The following is a 1,321-nucleotide window of genomic DNA, read 5'->3' as shown; positions in this document are numbered from 1 at the left end:
TGAACCGCCCCGGTATTGCCGGAGGCTCCAACTCTTGAGTAGAAGGAGCCATTATGAACAAAACAACGAACAAATTTGCACCGGAGGTTCGCGAACGTGCGATCCGTATGGTGTTGGATCACCAGAGGGATTATCCATCGCGCTGGGCGGCAGTAGTTTCGATATCAGAGAAGATCGGCTGTTCGCCACCGACGCTGCATGAGTGGGTGAAGCGTGCAGAAGTCGATCGCGGCTCGCGTGCCGGAGTTCCCAGTGATGTTGCTGACAAGTTGAAGGCACTGGAGCGTGAGAACCGGGAACTGCGTCAGGCCAACGAGATTTTACGTAAGGCATCGGCATATTTTGCGCAGGCGGAGCTCGACCGCCCGTTTCGCAAATGATCGCGTTCATCGATAAGTATCGCGGTAATCATGGGGTCGAGCCGATCTGCAAGTTGCTGCCGATCGCCCCATCGACCTATCATGATCATGTCGCCAAGCAGCGTGACCCATCACGACTGTCAGCCCGCGCGCAGCGCGATATACTGCTGAAGCCGGAGGTTGCGCGCGTCTTTACCGAGAACTTCAGGGTATATGGCGTGCGCAAAGTCTGGCGGCAAATGAAGCGCGAAGGCTTCGACGTTGCCCGTTGCACCATCGAACGACTGATGCGCGATATGGGCCTCCAAGGGGTGATACGCGGCAAACCAGTGCGCACTACGATCAGCGACAAAACAGCGGTTTGCCCGCTTGATCATGTGAACCGTCAGTTCCATGCGCCTGCACCCAATAGGCTGTGGGTGTCTGACTTCACCTATGTCGCAACCTGGGCTGGCTTCGTTTATGTCGCGTTCGTGATTGATGTTTACGCTCGTTATATTGTTGGCTGGCGGGTGAGCAGAACTGCCCACGCCAGCTTTGTTCTCGATGCTCTGGAACAGGCGCTTCATGATCGCAGTCCTACACATCGCGGCGGTCTGATCCATCATAGCGACCGCGGCAGTCAATATGTGTCTATAAAATATACCGAACGCTTGGCTGAAGCAGGCATTGAACCATCGGTTGGAAGCGTGGGTGACAGTTATGACAACGCTTTAGCCGAGACGATCAATGGCCTTTACAAGGCCGAAGTGATCCATCGGCGTGGACCCTGGCGGTCGTTCGAAACGGTAGAATATGCCACGCTCGAATGGGTGAACTGGTTCAATAACAAAAGGCTGCTTGAGCCCATAGGAAACATCCCGCCTGCTGAAGCCGAGAAAAACTATTACGCCATGCTGGACGAAACCCACATGGCAGCTTAACTTAAACCAAATAGCCTCCGGCAATACCGGGGCGGTTCA

Annotated in this window: 1 protein-coding gene and 1 other annotated feature; the gene reads left to right on the top strand. The window is 54.8% G+C overall.

Annotation, left to right across the window (positions count from 1 at the left end; translation table 11 throughout):
- Window positions 1-53: 53 nt before the first annotated feature.
- Window positions 54-1,282, top strand: a protein-coding gene (locus HUO14_RS16120) for an IS3 family transposase (protein ID WP_176280883.1) whose coding sequence is annotated in 2 segments (ribosomal slippage) — window positions 54-342 and window positions 342-1,282 — 1,230 coding nt in all. Because the reading frame shifts where the segments join, the coding sequence is not laid out codon by codon here.
- Window positions 335-451 (top strand) — a sequence feature (AL1L pseudoknot). (Overlaps the previous gene by 117 nt.)
- Window positions 1,283-1,321: the final 39 nt, after the last annotated feature.

This window comes from Parasphingorhabdus flavimaris (genome assembly GCF_013371215.1).
In the GTDB taxonomy this organism is placed as follows: Bacteria; Pseudomonadota; Alphaproteobacteria; order Sphingomonadales; family Sphingomonadaceae; genus Parasphingorhabdus; species Parasphingorhabdus flavimaris.
The sequence above is the reverse complement of the archived record's forward strand: the minus strand, read 5'-3'. Positions and strand labels throughout refer to the sequence as shown.